This is a genomic window from Amycolatopsis orientalis DSM 40040 = KCTC 9412 (genome assembly GCF_000478275.1).
GTDB classification, from domain to species: domain Bacteria; phylum Actinomycetota; class Actinomycetes; order Mycobacteriales; family Pseudonocardiaceae; genus Amycolatopsis; species Amycolatopsis orientalis.
Genome location: NZ_ASJB01000096.1, coordinates 48,954 through 66,136, shown reverse-complemented (window position 1 = coordinate 66,136; position 17,183 = coordinate 48,954). Strand labels below are relative to the sequence as shown.

General features: G+C 68.5%; 19 protein-coding genes. 16 read left to right on the top strand and 3 right to left on the bottom strand.

The genetic code is table 11. From position 1 onward, the window contains the following. Positions 1 to 108: 108 nt before the first annotated feature. Complete coding sequence (locus tag L324_RS38640; RefSeq protein WP_037320808.1) at positions 109 to 672, bottom strand: cysteine hydrolase family protein; 564 nt, start codon at positions 670 to 672, stop codon at positions 109 to 111. A 71-nt stretch (positions 673 to 743) separates the two neighbouring features. Here L324_RS38640 and L324_RS38635 point away from each other — a divergent pair, with 71 nt between their 5' ends. Then, positions 744 to 1,730 (top strand): GlxA family transcriptional regulator, encoded by a 987-nt coding sequence (locus L324_RS38635; protein ID WP_037320806.1) that lies wholly within the window; start codon positions 744 to 746, stop codon positions 1,728 to 1,730. Then, a complete protein-coding gene (locus L324_RS38630) occupies positions 1,703 to 2,476 on the top strand; it encodes an enoyl-CoA hydratase-related protein (protein WP_037320804.1) in 774 nt (257 codons plus the stop codon). Before L324_RS38635 ends, L324_RS38630 begins: the two co-directional genes overlap by 28 nt. A gap of 174 nt (positions 2,477 to 2,650) precedes the next feature. On the opposite strand, the gene L324_RS38625 is transcribed toward L324_RS38630, so the two are convergent. Next, positions 2,651 to 3,190, bottom strand: coding sequence for an NUDIX domain-containing protein (locus L324_RS38625; protein WP_037320802.1), 540 nt, complete (start codon positions 3,188 to 3,190; stop codon positions 2,651 to 2,653). Positions 3,191 to 3,227: 37 nt separating this feature from the next. Here L324_RS38625 and nucS point away from each other — a divergent pair, with 37 nt between their 5' ends. The 13 genes from nucS (at position 3,228) to L324_RS38560 (ending at position 15,270) form a co-directional block, all read left to right on the top strand. After that, positions 3,228 to 3,887, top strand: coding sequence for an endonuclease NucS (nucS, locus tag L324_RS38620; protein WP_034308895.1), 660 nt, complete (start codon positions 3,228 to 3,230; stop codon positions 3,885 to 3,887). Between the two features lie 331 nt (positions 3,888 to 4,218). Next, positions 4,219 to 5,181, top strand: coding sequence for a patatin-like phospholipase family protein (locus L324_RS38615; protein WP_037320796.1), 963 nt, complete (start codon positions 4,219 to 4,221; stop codon positions 5,179 to 5,181). Between the two features lie 44 nt (positions 5,182 to 5,225). Continuing rightward, positions 5,226 to 6,002, top strand: coding sequence for a hypothetical protein (locus tag L324_RS38610; RefSeq protein WP_037320794.1), 777 nt, complete (start codon positions 5,226 to 5,228; stop codon positions 6,000 to 6,002). A 256-nt stretch (positions 6,003 to 6,258) separates the two neighbouring features. Next, positions 6,259 to 7,956, top strand: coding sequence for a sodium:solute symporter family protein (locus tag L324_RS38605; RefSeq protein ID WP_037320821.1), 1,698 nt, complete (start codon positions 6,259 to 6,261; stop codon positions 7,954 to 7,956). Between the two features lie 10 nt (positions 7,957 to 7,966). Continuing rightward, positions 7,967 to 8,233: a hypothetical protein gene (locus L324_RS38600; RefSeq protein WP_037320792.1), complete on the top strand. Its 267-nt coding sequence runs from the start codon at positions 7,967 to 7,969 to the stop codon at positions 8,231 to 8,233. A 47-nt stretch (positions 8,234 to 8,280) separates the two neighbouring features. Further along, on the top strand, positions 8,281 to 9,279 hold the full coding sequence (locus tag L324_RS38595) for a DUF3558 domain-containing protein (protein WP_235783773.1): 999 nt from the start codon (positions 8,281 to 8,283) through the stop codon (positions 9,277 to 9,279). Between the two features lie 69 nt (positions 9,280 to 9,348). Further along, positions 9,349 to 10,350, top strand: coding sequence for a dihydroxyacetone kinase subunit DhaK (gene dhaK, locus L324_RS38590; protein WP_037320819.1), 1,002 nt, complete (start codon positions 9,349 to 9,351; stop codon positions 10,348 to 10,350). A 1-nt stretch (position 10,351) separates the two neighbouring features. Next, positions 10,352 to 10,975: a dihydroxyacetone kinase subunit DhaL gene (gene dhaL / locus L324_RS38585; RefSeq protein WP_037320788.1), complete on the top strand. Its 624-nt coding sequence runs from the start codon at positions 10,352 to 10,354 to the stop codon at positions 10,973 to 10,975. Next, positions 10,972 to 11,646 (top strand): dihydroxyacetone kinase phosphoryl donor subunit DhaM, encoded by a 675-nt coding sequence (dhaM, locus tag L324_RS38580; RefSeq protein ID WP_037320786.1) that lies wholly within the window; start codon positions 10,972 to 10,974, stop codon positions 11,644 to 11,646. The genes dhaL and dhaM overlap by 4 nt, the downstream gene beginning before the upstream one ends. Before the next feature lie 97 nt (positions 11,647 to 11,743). Continuing rightward, positions 11,744 to 13,519, top strand: coding sequence for a 3-hydroxyacyl-CoA dehydrogenase family protein (locus L324_RS38575; RefSeq protein WP_037320785.1), 1,776 nt, complete (start codon positions 11,744 to 11,746; stop codon positions 13,517 to 13,519). Positions 13,520 to 13,595: 76 nt separating this feature from the next. Beyond that, positions 13,596 to 13,961, top strand: coding sequence for a hypothetical protein (locus L324_RS38570; protein ID WP_037320783.1), 366 nt, complete (start codon positions 13,596 to 13,598; stop codon positions 13,959 to 13,961). 10 nt (positions 13,962 to 13,971) lie between these two features. Beyond that, on the top strand, positions 13,972 to 14,805 hold the full coding sequence (locus L324_RS38565; protein WP_037320782.1) for a YwqG family protein: 834 nt from the start codon (positions 13,972 to 13,974) through the stop codon (positions 14,803 to 14,805). 123 nt (positions 14,806 to 14,928) lie between these two features. Further along, entirely contained in the window at positions 14,929 to 15,270 is a 342-nt protein-coding gene (locus tag L324_RS38560) for a hypothetical protein (RefSeq protein WP_152547129.1), read from the top strand. A gap of 206 nt (positions 15,271 to 15,476) precedes the next feature. Here L324_RS38560 and L324_RS38555 read toward each other — a convergent pair whose 3' ends face one another. Next, positions 15,477 to 15,950: an Lrp/AsnC family transcriptional regulator gene (locus L324_RS38555; RefSeq protein ID WP_007028289.1), complete on the bottom strand. Its 474-nt coding sequence runs from the start codon at positions 15,948 to 15,950 to the stop codon at positions 15,477 to 15,479. A 58-nt stretch (positions 15,951 to 16,008) separates the two neighbouring features. Between L324_RS38555 and L324_RS38550 the strand changes: the two genes are divergently transcribed. Further along, positions 16,009 to 17,127 (top strand): trans-sulfuration enzyme family protein, encoded by a 1,119-nt coding sequence (locus L324_RS38550; protein WP_037320776.1) that lies wholly within the window; start codon positions 16,009 to 16,011, stop codon positions 17,125 to 17,127. Positions 17,128 to 17,183: the final 56 nt, after the last annotated feature.

The window sequence follows — 17,183 nt, the reverse complement described above, 5'->3', positions numbered from 1 at the left end:
CGGTGCGGGCGGATCGGCCTCGTACCGGGTCGTACTCGGCCGCATCCGCCCGTGCCGTCAGGGGCCGCCTGGGCGCGAAGACCGCGAACAAGACTTGCAGGACACGGCCTAGAGCGTTCCGAGGATCTCCTTCGTCGAGGTGACCGTGGCGAACCCGCCGCCGTGCAGGTTCGTCGCGGTCGCCTTCGACAACTCGTCGGCGGTCAGCACACTCCCGTCCGGCCCGGCGAGGTCGAAGGTGAACGTGGCGTCGAGCGCGAAAGTCACGTCATAGCCGAGGTTCCCGCCGACGCGCGCGGTGGTCTCGCAGCAGAAGTTCGTCTGGATCCCGGCGAGGACGAACGAGGTGATGCCGCGCGTCTTCAGCCAGCCGTCGAGGTCGATGTCGCCGTGGAAGGCGGAGTTGACCTTCTTGCCGAAGACCAGGTCCGCGCGCACGCCGTCGAGTTCGGGTTTGAAGTGGTTGCCCTCCTGGCCGGGCCGCAGCGACGAGCCGGGTTTGACGGAGTCGTGGTGTACCAGCACGATCGGCAGCCCTCGCTCCTGCCAGGCGTCGACGAGCGCCTTGATGTTGGCCTCCGCGCCGGGGTTGTTGCGGGGACCCCACACGGGCCGGTCGAAGCCGCGCTGGACGTCGATCACGAGCAGGGCCTTGGTTTCTTCAGTGGTCATGGCTTCGAGTCTCGGCTGTTCCCCGGCCGTCGGGGAGTGGCAGGAGACGCGCGATGCGGTACTTTTCTGCCATGCGAACCGTGGGTGTGCTCCTCCTGTCGGGCAGCCGGTCCTTCGACGTGGGTGTGATCGGCGAGGTCTGGGGTGTCGACCGGACCGACAGCGGCATCGGCCCCTTCGAGGTGCGGCTTTGCTCGCCGAGCCGTGCGACGGTCGCCACCCATCCGTTCGGCCAGGTCGAGGCGACCCATGGGCTGAACGGGCTCGACGGCTGCGAACTCGTCCTCGTACCCGGCCGGGTCGATCCGCACGCCGAAGTGCCCGCGGCCGCCATCGCCGCACTGCGCAAGGCGCACCGGGCCGGGATCACCGTGGCGTCGCTGTGCTCCGGGGCGTTCACCCTGGCCGCGGCCGGGCTGCTCGACGGCCGGTCGGTCACCACGCATTGGCGGCTCCTGGACGACCTCGAAGCCGCCGCGCGCGACGCAGTCGTCCAGCGGGACGTCCTGTTCACCGACGAAGGAGCGGTGCTGACGTCCGCAGGCGTGGTCGGCGGCCTGGATCTGTGCCTGCACCTGGTGCGGCGCGAACACGGCGCCGAGGTCGCGGCCGCACTCGCCCGGCGGCTGGTGATGCCGCCCGCGCGCGAAGGCGGTCAGCGGCAGTATGTCGAAAACCCGTTGCCGCCGAGGCCATCGCGGCCGAGTGTTTCGTCCACAATGGACTGGGCGCTGGAGCGGCTCGCCGAGGACATCGGCGTCGAAGATCTCGTCGGCCACGCCGGCCTGAGCGAGCGGACCTTCCACCGCGAGTTCGCGGCCGCCACCGGCGTGACGCCGGGCCGCTGGCTGCGCGCGCAACGGGTCCGGCTCGCGCGCCGCCTGCTGGAGACGACCGAACTCCCGGTCGAGCGGGTCGCGCAGCGGTCCGGCCTCGGCACCGCCGCCAACCTGCGGCGACGGCTTCGCGCCGACGTCGGCGTCGGACCCGATTCGTATCGCCGGACGTTCCGGTCGGTTACCGTCGAAGCATGGCCGAGTACGAGCACATCCTCGTGAAACGGGACGGCGAGACCGTCACGATCACCATGAACCGCGCCGCGCGGCGGAACTCGCTGTCCGCGGACCACCTGGCCGAACTGCTCGCGGCGTTCCGCGAGGCCGGGGAGACCGACGCCACCGGCATCGTCCTGGCGGGCGCCGGACCGGTGTTCTCGGCGGGACACGACTTGGGCGACGTCGCCGCGCGTGACCTGATGGCCGTGCGCGAGCTGCTGCGGCTGTGCACGGATCTCATGGGCACGATGCAGTCGGTGCCGCAGGTCGTCGTCGCGCGGGTGCACGGGCTCGCGACCGCCGCGGGCTGCCAGCTGGTGGCCACGTGCGACCTCGCCGTCGCCGCCGAATCCGCCGGATTCGCCCTCCCCGGCGGCAAGGGCGGCTGGTTCTGCCACACCCCAGCGGTGCCGGTGGCCCGCTCGATCGGGCGGAAACGGCTGATGGAACTGGCGCTCACCGGGGACGTCATCGACGCAGCGACCGCGCTGGACTGGGGCCTGGTGAACCGCGTCGTCCCGGACGACTCACTGGACGAAGCCGTCGCTTCGCTGCTGGGGCGTGCGACGCGGGGGAGCCGGGCGAGCAAGGCGATGGGGAAACAGACCCTCTACGCGCAGCTGGACCGGCCCGAGGCCGACGCCTACGCGCTGGCGCTCGAAGTGATGGCGTCGGCGTCGCAGCTGGCCGGGGCGAGGGAGGGAAGGGCGGCCTTCCTGGAGAAGCGCTCCCCAGTCTGGCCGGACTGACCTTCGCACGCGTGGCAACCGCGGATGTGTCTCGTGAGTGGTAATGACGGTTAGAACCGTCATTACCACTCACGACCGACCTGGCAACGGAAGGCGTCCTGAAGGACTCCTTTGCGACGTTCACCGTCTCAAAGGGGTCCTTCAGGACGAAGTCGCAGGTAATGGTCGTGCGGCTTACGCGCGTTCGCGCAGCAACAGGAGCGTGTAGGCGGCCAGCGTCTGCGCGTCGGTGATGTCGCCCGAAGTGATCATCTTCTCGAACTCCTCGCGTTCGAACCACGCCGTCCGCATGTCCTGCTCCTCGATCTCGCGCTGGGCCTCACCCTGTGTGAGATCGGTGGCGAGGAACACCCGCCCGCGCTGGCTCGACATGCCGGCGGCGACGTCGGTCAGGCCGAGGTCGGTCATCGACCCCGCGATCAGCCCGGTCTCCTCCCGCAGTTCGCGGGCGGCGAGTTCGGGCGGGGGGACGTCGGCGAGGTCGGGGGCGGTGCCCATGGGGAACTCCCAGCGCCGCTGGCCGAGCGGGTAGCGGAACTGCTCGACCAGGTGAAACCTGGTGCCGTCGAAGGGGATCACCACGGCGCAGGTGGGTTTGTCGATGACGGCGTAGATCCCCTCGGAACCATCGCGCCGCCGGACGGCGTCCTCGCGCACGGTCATCCAGTTGTTCCGGTACACCTCACGCGAGCTGACACGCTGAACGGGGTCCATGCGAACAGTATCGCCATGCTTGTCCTACCCTCGCGGAGTGCGCCTAGTGATCGCTCGCTGCCAGGTCGACTACGCCGGCCGTCTGACCGCCCATCTGCCGATGGCCACGCGGCTGCTGCTCGTGAAGGCCGACGGCTCGGTGTCCGTGCACTCGGACGACCGTGCCTACAAGCCGCTGAACTGGATGAGCCCGCCGTGCTGGCTGATCGAGGACGGCAAGCTGTGGATCGTCGAGAACAAGCAGGGGGAGAAGCTCGTCATCACGATCGACGAGATCTTCCACGACCACGCCCAGGAACTCGGCGCGGAACCGGGACTGCAGAAGGACGGCGTCGAGGCGCACCTGCAGGAACTGCTCGCCGAGCACATCAAGACCCTCGGGGACGGCTACACCCTGGTGCGGCGGGAGTTCCCGACCGCGATCGGGCCGGTCGACATCATGGCGCGTGACGCCGACGGCGCCAGTGTCGCCGTCGAGATCAAGCGACGGGGCGAGATCGACGGCGTCGAGCAGCTGACGCGGTACCTCGAACTGCTCAACCGCGACCCGCTGCTGGCCCCGGTGCAGGGCGTTTTCGCGGCGCAGATCATCAAGCCCCAGGCGCGGGTGCTGGCCGAGGACCGGGGGATCCGGTGCCTCACGCTGGACTACGACGCGCTGCGCGGCATCGAGTCGGACGAGTTCCGCCTCTTCTGAGCCCCCACCCACCCCACGCATTTCGTCCTCTGGATGCGGTAGTTGCACGCGCAAGTACCGCATCCAGAGGACTGGATGCATGACGGGACGGGCGTTGAAAGGCCGATATCCAATCGAGTCCTTCGGCTTGTATCTGCATTCTTTCTCGCGCCACAGAATGCCCTAAAGGGCGGCGGGAAATTAACGAACTCGGCGCATCCGTCAAAAGAACCAGCTGTTTCTGTGCCATTCGGGTGAACGCCGGATTCCTCGGTCTTGCGCTGTGTCACACTCGATTTCCGCGAGGGGTACCACCGAAAACCGGTGGTCGCGGGTGCAGGGGTGATGGGCCATGGTTGATTCCGGGAAGCACGTCGATCTGGTGCTGGAAGGCGGCGGCGTCAAAGGCATCGGGTTACTCGGCGCGGTGCTGGAGTTACACGAAGCCGGTTATTCGTTCCCGCGGATCGCCGGGACGAGTGCGGGTGCGATCGTCGCGACTTTGGTCGCCGCTTACCAGAAAGCCGGCAAGGATCTCGGCGGACTGGAAGCGGTGATGAACGACATGGACTGCCGCCGGTTCCAGGATCAGTCCCTGCTCGACAAGGTCACCGGCTCGATCGGCGACGGTCTCGATCTGATCCTGCACGACGGGATGCACACCGGTGACTATCTCGCCGAATGGCTCACGCCGTTGCTGGACGAGGTCGGCGTGCGCACGTTCGCCGATCTCGCCATCGAGGATCCCGAAGGCACTTTGCGTTCTTATCAACGGTATTCCCTCGTCGTCCACGTCAGTGACCTGACCCGCCGCGTGCTCGTCCGGTTGCCTTGGGATTATTCCCAGTACGGTCGCGATCCCGGTGCGGAAAGGATCGTCGACGCCGTCCGCGCGTCGATGTCCATTCCGTTCTACTTCCGGCCGGTGCAGTTCGACGTCCGTCCCGAGGGCACCGTCACCTGGGTCGACGGCGGCCTGCTGTCGAACTTCCCGATCACCGTCTTCGACCGGACCGACTCGAAGCCCGCGCGCTGGCCGACCTGGGGAGTGAAGCTTTCCGGGGAACCGGTGGGCGGCCGGGACAAACCGGTGAAGAGTGCGTTGCGGATCGCCATCGGTTCGCTCGAAACCCTGATGTCGGACTGGAATCGTTACCGGTTGCACGAGGAAGGTGTGAACCGGCGGACGGTGTACGTCGACACGACCGGTGTTTCCGCCGTGGACTTCGGGCTCGGCGAAGAGGAGAAGAAGCACCTCTTCGAAAACGGGCGGGAGGCCGCGCGGCGGTTTCTGGAAAAGATTGTGCCGCAGTGAACTCGCCGGCGGTATTCCGGTGGGATGAGGGATAGGAGGATCCCATGCGTTATCGCCCGATCGGCAGCGACCCGGTGGACGATCGTCTCGGCCGGTTCATCCCGGACGACTGGCGCCACATCGAGCGCTATCCGCTGACCGCGCTGGCCACCGAAGACCGGCCCACCCGGTCACCGGTCGTCATCGGTGTCAACTGGTACAAGGAATTCGACGTCCCGGAAAAGGACGAGAAGTCCGGCGAGTTCTTCGTCGCGAAGGGCGGCGCGAAATCGCTCACCCGGATCCGCGGCGGGCACTGCGTCTGCCTCGAACCCGGCGAATCGACCGACGGGGAAACCCAGTACGCCTTCTACGACCAGGGCAGGGAAGGCGCCTGCGTCGGATTCGGCTGGTCGCGCTGTATGACGTTGTTCAACGGCGACCTCTACGCCGCGCGGTGGCTCTGGGACCAGGCGAAGATGCGCGACGAATGGGACGAGACAAACCCCGGTGACAACAACGGCACCTCGTGCCGCGCCGCCGCCGAGGTCCTGCTCGAACTGGGCCACGTCCCGTGGTCGGAGACCTACGCCGACGACGACCACGTCAAGCGGGCCGCCTACACGCCCGACGTGAAGAACGGTATCCAGGCCTTCCGCTGGGCGAAGACCGTCGACGAGGTGCACGAGGTGCTGGGCAACCCGCGCGCGGACGAACTCGGCGCCGTCCCGTTCCTCAACTCGTGGGGTCCCGGCTATCCGCATCGCACCTTCATGCCGGATGACGTCCTCGCCCGGTTGATCAAGGAGGACGGCGAAGTGGGCCTGCCCACGGACCGGTAAACCCCCGCCGGTCACGGGAGAGGGCCGTTCCCCGACGGAGACGTCGGGGAACGGCCCTTTTTCCGGGCTTACCGGTCGGGACCAGGCGAAATCGGGCGCGGTATGGGGTGCCCCGGAGTCCACAAGGTGCAGGTGGAACGGACATCCGGGCAGACTCCGACGCCCGCACTGCCGTTCCTGAATCCATGCAGTATGGTCCGCGATTGACGCGTTACCGGCGTTTCTCGTGGACATTTTCACTATGGAGGTGGGTCGGTTGCACGTGCTGGCCGATGCGAACCTGCGGCTGGACGCAAGTCCTGTCGACTACGTCCTGCTCGCCTTCTACTTCGCACTGGTACTCGGCATCGGGTACATGGCGCGAAGGTCGGTTTCGAGCAGCCTTGACTTCTTCCTCTCCGGCCGCTCCCTGCCGGCCTGGGTCACCGGCCTCGCCTTCATCTCGGCCAACCTCGGTGCGGTCGAGATCATGGGCATGTCGGCCAACGGCGTGCTCTACGGCCTGCCGACCGTCCATTACTTCTGGATCGGCGCGATCCCGGCGATGCTGTTCCTCGGCATCGTGATGATGCCGTTCTATTACGGCTCGAAGGTCCGCAGTGTCCCGGAGTTCATGCTCCGCCGGTTCGGCAAACCCGCGCACCTGGTCAACGGCATCAGTTTCGCGAGCGCGCAGATCCTCATCGCCGGCGCGAACCTGTTCCTGCTCGCCAGCGTGGTGAACCTCCTGCTCGGCTGGCCGCTGTGGGTGTCGATCATCGTCGCGGCCGCGGTCGTGCTCTCCTACACCGCGCTCGGCGGCCTCTCCGCCGCGATCTACAACGAGGTCCTGCAGTTCTTCGTGATCGTCGCGGCGCTGCTGCCGCTGACCATCGTGGGCCTGGTGAAGGTCGGCGGCTGGCAGGGCCTGGTCGACAAGGTCACCGCGAGCCCCGGCGGCGAAGCGCAGCTCCACTCGTGGCCGGGTGACAACCTCACCGGCTTCGGCAACAGCTTCCTCTCCGTCCTCGGTCTCGTCTTCGGTCTCGGTTTCGTGCTGTCCTTCGGGTATTGGACGACGAACTTCGTCGAGGTCCAGCGGGCTATGGCGTCGAAGAGCATGTCGGCCGCGCGGCGGACGCCGATCATCGGCGCGTTCCCGAAGATGCTGATCCCGTTCATCGTGATCATCCCCGGCATGATCGCCGCGGTCACCGTGTCCGAGTACGTCCAGGACAAGCAGGTCCTGCTCGACGGCGGTGACGCGCCCAGCGGTGTCACCCCGAACAACGCGATCCTGCTGCTGATGCGCGACCTGCTGCCCAACGGCATGCTCGGCGTCGCGCTCGCCGGTCTGCTCGCGTCCTTCATGGCGGGCATGGCCGCGAACCTGAGTTCGTTCAACACCGTCTTCACCTACGACATCTGGCAGTCGTACGTGAAGAAGAACGAGTCGGACGGCTACTACCTCCGTCTCGGCCGCATGGTCACCGCGATCGGCACCGTGCTGGCGATCGGCACCGCGTTCATCGCGTCGAACTCCGGGAACATCCTGACCTACCTGCAGGACCTGTTCTCCTTCTTCAACGCGCCGCTGTTCGCCACCTTCATCCTCGGCATGTTCTGGAAGCGGATGACGCCGACGGCGGGCTGGGTCGGCCTGGTGTCCGGTACCGCGTCCGCGATCACCGTGTGGCTGCTGTCGCAGGCCGGGGTCCTCGGGCTTACCGGGCAGGGCATCAGCTTCGTGGCCGCCGGTACGGCGTTCGTCGTCGACATCGTGGTCAGCGTCGCGGTGTCGCTCGCCACCGCGCCGAAGCCGGAGGCCCAGCTGGTCGGCCTCGTCTACTCCCTCACCCCGAAGGAGTCGCTGAAGCACGACGAAACCGGCGACGACGCGGGCTGGTACCGCAAGCCGGGCCTGCTCGCGGGCATCGTGCTGATCCTGACCATCGCGCTCAACATCATCTTCTAGGAGGCCGGAGATGGCTGCGTCCCAAGCTCCCAAGAAGGCCGGCGTCTTCGACATCCGGCTGGTCATCGCCCTGCTCATCGGCGGCTACGGGCTGGTGCTCACGATCATGGGCATCGGCTTCACCACCGAGGAGGAGCTGGCCAAGGCCGCCGACGTCAACATCAACCTGTGGGCGGGCATCGGCATGCTGGCGTTCGCGGCGCTGTTCACGCTGTGGGCGAAGCTGCGGCCCATCGTGGTGCCGCCCACGGCCGAAACCGGCGAGGACGCCGAATAGCCGGGTTGTCCGGACAGCGGCGAGGCGGTCCGGCTACCGTGCACGTCGTGCTGCTCAACGCTCAACGTCGCCGGATCGCGTCCGCGCTGGCCCTGGTCGCCGCCCTCGGCGCGCTGTCGGCCTGCGGACAGAACCTCGGCAAGTCCAACTTCGCCCGTACCACCGTCGCCGCCGAAGCCGGTTCCGGTGGTGAGGTGCCGAGCGGGGACATCAACGATCCGGCGGTCACCCCCGCGGTGATGCGCACGATCGACCCGTGCCCGCTGGTCGGCAAGGAGGTGCTGAGCAGTCTCGGCACCCCTGAGGACCCGCGGCCGTCGCTCTCCTCGTTCGGCTCCTGCCGGGCGAAGGTCGTCGACGCGGGCGGCAAGGAGCTTTCGGTCAGCGTCGACATCGGCGCGTCGACCTACGTCTCGACCAGCGGCGCGACCGTCACGGCGGTCGAGGGGCTGCCGCAGGTCGAGCGCAAGGCCAAGGACGGCAAGAGCTGCGAAGTCGGCATCATGACACTGCGCAAACCCGAGCGCGGGATGAGCTTCTCGGTCACCTACGACGGCGGTGACCCGTGCGCGACAGGTCGCGCGGTGGCGGCGAAGGCCGTGAAGACCCTGCACGCCTCCCCGGCGAAGTACCCGTCCACCCCGGGCACGCTGACCGCGGTCGACCCGTGCGCTGTCGCGGACACCGCCGTCCTCAACGAGGTCGCCCCGCACGGCGCGACCGCGCTGACCACCTTCCACTCCTGCGACTGGACGCCGGGTTCCAGCCCGCGGATCTCGATCGGCTTCCGCTACGGCCTGCCGCCCGAGGAACGCGACGGGAACAAGAAGATCGAGATCGACGGCGTCACCGCCTACCAGAAGGTGGGCAGGGGCAGCTCCGCCGAGTGCAAGGTGGAGTGGCGGCACAAGCCGTGGGTCGACGACCAGGTCGAGATCGCCAATGTGGTCTACCAGAACTACGACGAGAAGAAGGACGAAGCGGCGTCCTGCGAGAAGGCGGTCAAGATCGCCAAATCGGTGATCTCGAAGCTGCCGAAGCCCTGACGCTGGCGGCATCCGGCCGCGAGAGGTAGGAAGGGGACACCCCCACCCGCCGACGTGCCGGAGGCCACCTTGAAGAAGATCATCAACGACCCCAAAACGGTGGTCGCGGAATCCTTGCGGGGGCTCGCCGCGGCGCACGCCGACGTGCTCCGCGTGGAGGACGATCCGGCGATCGTGGTGCGGGTGGACGCGCCGGTACCGGGCAAGGTCGCGGTGATCTCCGGCGGCGGTTCCGGGCACGAACCCCTGCACGGCGGCTTCGTCGGACAGGGCATGTTGACGGCCGCCGTCCCCGGCGCGGTGTTCACCTCGCCGACGCCGGACGCCGTCGAGGCCGCGGTCAAGGCCACCACCGGGGACGCGGGCGCGCTGCTGATCGTGAAGAACTACACCGGGGACGTGCTCAACTTCGAGACCGCCGCGGAACTCGCCGCCGCCGAGGGGCTGGACGTGCGCAGTGTGGTGATCGACGACGACGTCGCGGTCAAGGACTCGACGTACACCGCCGGCCGCCGCGGGGTCGGCGGCACCGTGCTGCTGGAGAAGATCACCGGCGCCGCCGCCGAACGCGGCGACGCGCTCGACGCGGTGGAGGCGTTGGCGCGCAAGGTGATCGGCCAGGTCCGCTCGATCGGTGTCGCGCTCACCGCGCCGACCGTGCCGCACGCGGGCGAGCCGAGTTTCGACCTCGCCGACGACGAGATCGAGTTCGGCATCGGGATCCACGGCGAACCCGGGATCGAGCGGACGCCCACCGTGTCCGCCGACGAACTCGTCGCGCGCATGGTCGAAGCGGTGGTGTCGGACCTGCCCTTCGGCGAGGGCGACAAGGTCCTGCTGTTCACGAACTCGATGGGCGGCACCCCGCTGGTCGAGCTGTATCTGGCGCACGGGATCGCCGAGCGGCTGCTGGCCGAGCGTGGGATCGTGGTCGAACGGCGCCTGGTGGGGCCGTACATCACCAGTCTCGAGATGCAGGGGATGAGCCTGACGTTGCTGAAACTGGACGACGAGCTGACCGAGTTGTGGGACGCGCCGGTGAACACCCCGGCCCTGAGGTGGGGAGTCTGAGATGGCCTGCACCGCCGAGACGCTCGCCGCCGCCTTGCGGGCGGCGGCCACGGTGATCGCCGGACATCGGGTCGAGCTGATCGAACTCGACCGCGCGATCGGCGACGCCGACCACGGCGAGAACATGGACCGGGGGTTCACCGCGATCGTGTCCGCTTTGGACACCGGGACCCCGGAAACCCCGGCGGCGGTCATGAAACTCGCCGCGACGACGTTGATCTCGAAGGTCGGCGGTGCGGCGGGGCCGTTGTACGGCACGGCTTTCCTGCGCGCGTCGGTCAAACTGGGCACCGCGGCCGAAGTGGACGGTCCGCTGCTCGTCGAGGCATTGCGCGCGGCGCTCGAAGGAGTGCAGGCGCGCGGCAAGGCCGTCGGCGGGGACGCGACCATGGTCGACGCGCTGATCCCGGCCGTGTCCGCCGCCGAGGAGGCCGCCGGTTCGGATATCGCGTCGATCCTGACCGCGGCGGCCGACGCCGCCGACAAGGGTGCCGAGTCCACTGTGGACCTTGTACCGCGCAAGGGGCGCGCGTCCTATCTCGGTGAGCGCGCGATAGGCCATCTCGATCCCGGGGCCCGCTCGACGGCGCTGCTGCTGCGCGCGTTCGCGGAGGCCGCCCGGTGAGCGTCGGAATCGTGCTCGTCTCCCACAGTGCCAAACTCGCCGAAGGGCTCGCCGAACTCGCCGCGCAGATGGCGCCGGACGTCACCATCGCGGCGGCGGGCGGCCTGCCGGACGGCGGGATCGGCACGGATTACGACGAGGTCGTCGCGGCCACGCAACGCGCCGACTCGGGTTCGGGTGTCGTCCTGCTGTACGACCTCGGCAGCGCGCAGATGACCGCGGACCTGGCCGTCGAAACGCTCGCCGATCCGTCGGCCGCGGTCGTCGTGGACGCGCCGCTCGTCGAGGGCGCGATCGCCGCCGCCGTCGCGGCGCAGGGCGGAGCGGACCGGAAGGCCGTCGCAGAAGCCGCCGCCTCGGCGGGCGCCCCGCCGGATCTGACGTTCGACAGCGGTTCGCGGGACGGCGAAAGCAGTGTCGAACTCACGCTGCGCAACGACGTCGGGCTGCACGCGCGGCCGGCCGCCGTCCTGGTCCGGAGCATCGCGGGGCTGGACGCGGAGGTCACCGTGCGGCTCGGCGACGAGACCGCGGACGCCAACAGCGTGCTCGCGCTGATGGCCCTCGGCGCACGTCAGGGCGACCGGATCGAGGTCCGGGCGCGGGGCGCGCAGGCCGACGAAGCGCTCACCAAGGTCAAGGAGCTGGTCGAGCAGAACTTCGGGGAGTGACACTTACTCGATTAGGAGGGTGACAGCCGCTGCTTTCCGCGCCCCGGCATGGCACGATCGGAGAAAACTACCAGCGAGTAACCTCCGGAGGCCGGTTGTGGCGCGGGAAATCTCGAGTGTGGGAGTCATCGGTCTCGGCACCATGGGTGCCGGGATCGCCGAGGTGCTCGCGCGAAGCGGCGTGTCCGTGGTCGCCGTGGAGATCGACGACGACGGCGTGCGGCGGGGCCGGGGCCATCTGGAGCATTCGACCGAACGGGCGGTGGCGGGCGGCAAACTCGACGCCGACGGCCGCAGCGCGCTCCTGGACCGGATCTCCTACACCACGTCGCTGCAGGGACTGTCCGATGTGGACCTGGTGATCGAGGCGATCCCGGAGAACCTCGAAGCCAAATCCGACGTGTTCGCGGAGCTGGACAAGATCACCGGTCCGGACACGATCTTCGTGTCCAACACCTCCTCGTTGTCGATCACCGAGATCGGGGTGCACACCGCGCGGCCGGGCAAGGTCGTCGGGATGCACTTCTTCAATCCGGCGCCGATCCTCAAGCTGGTCGAGATCGTCCGCACCGTGGTCACCGAGCCCGAGGTGATCACCGACGTCGTGGCGTTCGCCGAACGGCTCGGCAAGACGCCGGTGGTGATCGGCGACCGCGCCGGGTTCATCGCCAACGCGCTGCTCTTCGGCTATCTCAACCACGCCGTGCGGATGTACGAACAGCGCTACGCCACCCGTGAGGATCTCGACGCCGCGATGCGGTTCGGCTGCGGATATCCCATGGGGCCCTTGGCTTTGCTCGACCTCATCGGGCTGGACACCGCGTACGAGATCCTCGACACGATGTACCACCAGTCGCGCAACCGGCTGCACGCGCCGGCGCCGCTGTTGAAGCAGATGATCACCGCGGGCCTGCTCGGCCGGAAGACGGGGCGGGGGTTCTACACCTACGACGAGCCCGATTCGCCGACGGTGACCGACTCGGTCACGACGTCCACAGTGGACACCGTGGCGCCGAGGGAAGTGCGCAAGGTCGGCGTCGTCGGGACCGGGACCATGGCGACAGGCATCGTCGAGGTGTTCGCGAAACGCGGCTACGAGGTCATCCTGCGCGCGCGGAGCGCCGACAAGGCCGCCGCGTCGGTCGCGAAGGTGAAGAAGTCGCTCGACAAGGCCGTCGTCAAGGGGAGACTGTCCGAAGAGGACGCCACCGCCGCGCTCGGCCGGATCTCGCCCGCGGTGGACTTCGACGAACTGGCCGACGTCGACCTCGTCATCGAGGCGGTGGCCGAAGACCTGGCCGTCAAGCAGGCCGTCTTCGCCGCTCTCGACGACGTCGTGAAACCGGGTGCGGTTCTGGCGACGACCACGTCGTCGCTGCCGGTCATCGAATGCGCGGCGGCCACCTCGCGGCCGTCGGACGTGGTCGGCGTGCACTTCTTCAACCCGGCGCCGGTGATGAAACTGGTCGAGGTCGTCTCGACCATCTCCACCGCGCCCGACGTGATCGCGACCGTCGACGCCGTCTGCGCGGCGGTGGGCAAGCACCCCGTGCACTGCGGCGACCGGGCCGGCTTCATCGTCAACGCGCTGCTGTTCCCGTACCTCAACGACGCGGTGAAGATGCTCGAAGCGCACTACGCCGAGGCCGACGACATCGACACCGCGATGAAGGTGGGCTGCGGGTTGCCGATGGGCCCCTTCGAACTGCTCGACGTCGTCGGGCTGGACGTTTCGCTGGCGATCCAGCGAACGTTGTTCAACGAGTTCCGCGAAGAGGGCTTCGCGCCCGCGCCGCTGCTGGAGCACCTCGTGACCGCGGGGCGGCTCGGCCGGAAGACCGGGAAGGGCTTCAAGGACTACTCGGCCAGGTAGGGCCTCGTGAGTGGTAATGACGGTTAGAACCGTCATTACCACTCACGAGAGGTGACCCGGCCGGTAGTTTGACGGTATGCCGGTTTCCTCGGGGGTCAGGGAGCGGATCAGGGATTTCCTCGATCCGGACGACGACATCCAGTACGTGTTCCCCGCCGACATCCTCGGCAGTACCACTCCCAGCGTGTTCTTCGTGGTGACCCGCAAGACGATCACGGTGCTGACGACGGGGTACTGGTCGAGGAAGACACCGAAACGGGTCGTCGCGACGACGCTGCGCGGTCATCGCATCGGGCCGGTGCAGGCCGAGACCACGCCGTGGTTCAAGTTCTGCGGCGTCGACTACGAGATCGACGAAGAGTACGTCTCGGTGGTGCACGCGGCCGACGCGGAGATCATGCGTGACGCGGCAAAACCTGAAGATCCGCTGCCGGACCTCTAAGCTCGCCGGGGTGCGCCAGCTGACATACGACGGGATGCCCATCCCCGGCTTGAACGACCTGGTCCGGACGGCCATCCGGCTGCACCCCGCGCCGGGCGACCCCCGTCCGGACGAAAGCCATCTGGGCGGCCCGCTGCTCTGGCCGTCGGACGAGCCGTGGCCGGAATGCCCGGTGACCTGGCCGCCGGACCCGGACGCGTCCGACGACGCGTGGGCGGGCGGGCATCCGCTCGACGAACCGGTTCCGGCGATGATCAGTGCCGCGCAGTTCTTCCGCGGCGACTTCCCCGAGCTGCCCTTTCCGGAGGGTACCGACGTCCTGCAGATCCTGTTCTGCCCGATGGAACACGACAGCCCGCATCACCGAGGGCCCGCGGTCCGGCTGGTGTGGCGCGATTCCGGCGAAGTCGAGGACATCACGGACCCGCCGCCGGTGCCCGAGGACGCCGACGCCGCTCTCTTGCCGGTGCCCTGCGTGTTCGAACCTTGCTCGATCGACGAACTGCCCCGGCTCTGCGACTTCCCGCCGGAGACCCGCGCCGCGCTCGGCATCCCCGAGGGTGCGCACGACGACCCGGAGGGCTGGCCGGAGCTGGACCAGTACTCGAAGATCGGCGGCTGGACCGCCTGGTACGCGACCGAGCGCACCGATCTGGGCTGCCGGGATTGCGGCGCCGAGCTGCGGCAGACGATCGCGCTCGCCACGGAGGAGCACGAGGTCGGCTGTGGCTGCGAGGTCACCGAAGGTGAGCCGGCGGGCTGGTCGTTCCACCGGCGGGGAGTGCTGAACATCTTCACCTGTCCGGCCGACGTCACGCATCCCTTCAAGGTCCGCATCGACTGACCTGCGGTCCGGCCGCATCCGGACGGATCCGGACACATCCGGACGGCCTCTCACCTTGTTCCCTCTCCACCGCCGTCGCCAGGCTCGGCGCGGTCGGTTCAGTTCGGTTCGAGGGAGGACGAGATGAGAATGGTTCACCGATCACGGACGGCACGCGCCACGATGGTGCTCGTGTCGGCACTGGCGTTGACCGGGGCGGGGGCCGTCCAGGCGAACGCCGCGGAGGCCGCCACGGACCGGGGCGCCGCGCCGCCGTGCAGCACCTGGAACAAGGACCGGGTGCCGACCGGCCGCCACTCGGGGTGGTGCGACGGCAACGGGCCTGCCAGCTACCGGTTCCGCGTCACCTGCCAGGGCGGTGGTGAGACGCCGGGGCAGTGGCGTTGGCTAGGCGACCGGCGTGGCTCGACCGCCTACTGCCCCAACAACCGCCGGGGCATCGGTTTCTCGATCGAGTTCGACTAGGCCGTGTCCTGCAAGTCTTGTTCGCGGTCTTCGCGCCCAGGCGGCCCCTGACGGCACGGGCGGATGCGGCCGAGTACGACCCGGTACGAGGCCGATCCGCCCGCACCGCCAGGAACCACCTGGATCACGAAGCCCATCGAACTGACTTACAGGACACGGCCTAGCCGGGGGTGAGGATCGCCCGGGACCCGTCCCGGGCGATCCGTTCAGCCGGGCGGGAGCAAAGGTCCCCCGCTCCAGTGCTGGAAGACCAGGTTGGTGTGCACCCGGGCGACCTCGTCGCGGGCGGTCAGTTCGTCGAGCACCAGCCGCTGCAGTTCGGTCGCCGAAGCGGTGGCGACGTGCGCGAGGAAATCGTCCGGTCCGGTCAGGTGGTAGACGGCGCGGACCTCGGGCAGCGCCAGCAGATGCTCGACGAACGAGTCCACCAGTGCCCGCCGGTGCGGCCGGACCTGGACGAACAGGAGCGCTTCGAGCGGACGGCCGAGTTTGGCGGCGTCCACCTCAGCGCGCTGACCGGTGATCACCCCCAGCTCGCGAAGGCGGTTCACGCGGTCGAGACAGGTCGAAGGCGCGATGCCGACCTCGGCCGCCAGATCCTTGTTCGAGATCCGTGCGTCGTTCTGCAACAGCCGCAGAATCCGGAGGTCTACCGTGCTCAGTTCGACAGAATCCGACATCGGCGAATGATATCCGAAGATATTGCTTCCGATCCGGAGAAAACCGCACCATCTCGCTATGACCGCAACGCTGCGCACCCGAGCCGTCCACGCCGGCCGTGACGATCTCACGGACCTCGGCGTCCACGCCGCTCCGCTGGACCTGTCCACGACCTACCCCTCGCGGGACAGCGTCGAAGAGGCGAGCCGCATCGACGAGTTCGCCACCACGGGCTCGCTGTCGGGCCTGCCGGTCTACGGGCGGCTGAGCAACCCGACCGTCGAACGGTTCGAGAAGGCGCTGGCCGAACTCGAAGGGTTCGAAGACGCCGTCGCGTTCGCCACCGGCATGGCCGCGGTGTCGGCCTCGCTGCTCGCCGCCGTCGCGCAGGGCAAACGGCATATCGTCGCCGTCCGCCCGGTCTACGGCTGCACCGACCACATGCTCACCTCCGGACTGCTCGGCACCGAGGTGACCTGGGCCGATCCGGAAGGCCTCGCCTCGGCGCTGCGCCCCGACACCGGGCTGGTGCTGCTCGAAACGCCCGCGAACCCGACGCTGCGCGAGGTCGACATCGCCGAGATCGTGCGTGCCGCGGGCGAGGTGCCGGTGCTGGTCGACAACACCTTCGCGACTCCCGTGCTCCAGCGGCCGGGGCGGCACGGCGCCCGGTTCGTCCTGCACAGCGCGACCAAGTTCCTCGGCGGCCACGGCGACGTCATGGGTGGCGTGGTCGCTTGCGGTGCCGAAGACGCCGGCATGTTGCGGCAGATTCGCTTCGCCACCGGAGGCGTTCTGCACCCGTTGGCCGGGTACATGCTGCTTCGCGGCCTCTCGACGCTTCCGCTGCGGGTCAACGCCGCGGCCGCGACGGCGGCCGAACTCGTCGAGCGGCTGCGGGCGCACGAGAACGTCGGCGCGGTGCACTATCCGGGCATCGGGGGCCCGCTGATCGCGTTCGAGGTCGAGGGCGATCCGCACGCGCTCATCGGCGCGGTCCGGTTGATCACCCCGGCCGTCAGTCTCGGCAGCGTGGACTCGCTCATCCAACATCCCGCGTCGATCAGCCACCGGATCGTCGCCGAGGACGACCGGCAGGGCGCGGGCGTCACCGACCGGCTCATCCGCATGTCGGTGGGGCTGGAGGACGTCGAGGATCTGTGGCATGACCTGGACCAGGCGCTCAAGGCCTGCTGAACGGCGCTGCGATCGTGATCACGCGGATGTCGACAAATCGCTCCGCCTGGCTAACC